Source organism: Thermus sp. NMX2.A1 (genome assembly GCF_000511705.1).
Classification (GTDB): Bacteria; Deinococcota; Deinococci; order Deinococcales; family Thermaceae; genus Thermus; species Thermus scotoductus.
The window spans coordinates 1-1,611 of sequence record NZ_ATNI01000016.1; the positions used below are offsets into that span (position 1 = coordinate 1).

The following is a 1,611-nucleotide window of genomic DNA, read 5'->3' on the forward strand; positions in this document are numbered from 1 at the left end:
GCTACGAGGGGGGTGCCCCGTCCTTTGCCGAGCTTCCCGGGTAAAATGGCCTGCAGATGGCCCGCAAGCGCAAGCAGGACGCCACCCCGCCCCTCTTTGAGCTGGAGCTCGCCAAGGAGCCCCGGCACTTTGACGAGGCCAACGTGGCCCGGCTCGGCCTCATCTCCATCCAGGAAAGGATCCCCGAGGGGTACGCCTCCTGGGAGGAGGAGTTTGAGGTCCTGGGCAAACCGGTAAAGCTCGCCTGCTACGCCAACCCGAACGTGGGGGGCGTGCCCCACGGCCTGGATAACGAGGTCTCCCTGGCCCTCATCGCCCTCTACCTCAACGCGGGAAGCCCCCCCGACGGCACCTTCACCACCACGGCCTACCAGATCCTCAAGCTCATGGGCTTCGACACCTCGGGGTACTACTACCGGGCCCTAAAAGAGAGCCTCCTCCGCCTCACCACCGCCACCTACGTCCTCTCCGAGGCCTGGCGGGCCGACGGACGCTGGCAGAGCGTCTCCTTCCGCTATATTGACAAGCTGGAGTTCACGAGCGGCAAGGAAGGGAGCCTGGACCGCTCCAGCGTCATCCGCATCACTCTGGCCAAGGAGATCGTCCGCTCCCTGCAGAACCGCTACACCAAACCCATAGACATCGAGTTCATGGCGAGCCTCAAGCGCCCCCTGAGCCGGGCCCTCTACCGCCTCCTGGACGCCCAGCGCCTCTCCCCCGAGCGGGAGGAGCCCCTGGCCCGGCTGGAGGTGGGCCTCATGGAGTGGGCCGCCGCCTGCAAGATCGTCCACAAGCGGCCCGACAAGGTGCGCCGCACCCTCGAGCCCGCCCACAGAGAACTCATAGAGCGCCGCTACCTCCGCTCCGTGGAGTACGTGGGCCGGGGGAAGAACCAGACCATCGTCTACGTCTTCGGCGAGGAGGCGGGCGGGATCCCCGACGCCGAGGCGGTGAACCTCCTCATGGCCGAGGGGCTCTCCTTCACCTCCGCCTACTCCCTGGCGCGGCGCTACTCCCTGGGGCACATCAAGGAGCGGCTGGAGCGCTACCGGGCCATCCTCGAGGCGGGCTACCGGCCCAAGAACCGCCTGGGCCTCCTGGTGGACGTGATCCGGGACGAGACCGGGAAGTACGAGCGCCCCACCCGGACGAGGCGCCCGGCCAAGCGGCAGGCGGCCCAGGAGGAGGCGGAGGCCCGGAGGCTGGAAGAGGAGGCCGCCAGGGAGTGGGCGGAGATGCCCCGGGAGGCCCAGATCCGCCGGGCCCTCCAGGTGGCCCAGCTCGTCCTCCGCTCCCGCATCTCCGTGGGGGAGCTGGAGGACCTGAGCCGCCTCATGGAGTCCGGTGCCCTCGAGCCCAGACAGGTGGTAGAGGAGCTGAAGGAGGCTTTGGCCCAGGACCGGCTGGAAGGTTGGCTGGAACGCTTCCGCAAGATGCTCCCCGGCTGAGGGGTGAGGCCTATCGGAAGACTTGGGGAGGCGGGAAGGGGAAGCGCCAGGTTTCGCCCTCCACAAGCGGTTTTCTTCGGAGGCGGGCGGTATCGGAAGACTTGGGGTGTTGGCCCCCTCCCCTATCGGAAGACTTGGGGAGAAAGTATCGGAAGACTTGGGG

The 1,611-nt window shown here is 67.8% G+C and carries 1 protein-coding gene; it reads left to right on the forward strand.

Going from position 1 to position 1,611, the window contains the following annotated elements:
* Positions 1 to 56: 56 nt before the first annotated feature.
* The gene (locus TNMX_RS00725; RefSeq protein WP_038028412.1) at positions 57 to 1,448 is read left to right on the forward strand and encodes a replication initiator protein A; all 1,392 of its coding nucleotides are present in this window, start codon (positions 57 to 59) and stop codon (positions 1,446 to 1,448) included.
* The last annotated feature ends 163 nt before the right edge of the window (positions 1,449 to 1,611 follow it).